Origin of the sequence: Streptomyces sp. SID5643, assembly GCF_009872555.1 — a bacterium.
GTDB lineage: Bacteria > Actinomycetota > Actinomycetes > Streptomycetales > Streptomycetaceae > Streptomyces > Streptomyces iakyrus.
Genome location: NZ_WWIC01000164.1, coordinates 1 through 500 on the forward strand (window position 1 = coordinate 1; position 500 = coordinate 500).

At 64.8% G+C, this 500-nt stretch carries 1 protein-coding gene; it reads right to left on the bottom strand.

Annotated elements, in window-relative coordinates:
- Window positions 1-500 (bottom strand): alpha-amylase family glycosyl hydrolase (locus GTY56_RS19410; RefSeq protein WP_237524931.1); only part of this gene is annotated, 500 nt, incomplete at both ends.

Sequence of the window (500 nt, forward strand, 5' to 3'; positions counted from 1 at the left end):
ACCGCGTCCAGCCGGAACCCGTCGATGCCCAAATCCAGCCAGAACTTCAGCGCGGCCAGGATCTCCTCCTGGACCCGAGGGTTCTCGTAGTTGAGGTCCGGCTGGTGCGAGAAGAAGCGGTGGAAGAAGTACTGGCCGCGCACCGGGTCGAAGGTCCAGTTCGAAGTCTCCGTGTCGACGAAGATGATCCGCGCGTCCGGGTATCCCTTGTCGTCGTCGGCCCACATGTAGTAGTCGCCGTAGGGCCCGTCGGGGTCCTTGCGCGACTCCTGGAACCACGGGTGCTGGTCGCTGGTGTGGTTCATGACGAAGTCGATGATCACGCGCATGCCGCGCTGGTGGGCGGCGTCGACGAACTCCACGAAGTCCGCGAGGTCGCCGAACTCCGGCAGCACGGCCGTGTAGTCGGAGACGTCGTAGCCGCCGTCGCGCAGCGGAGACTTGAAGAACGGTGGCAGCCACAGGCAGTCGACGCCGAGCCACTGGAGGTAGTCGAGCTT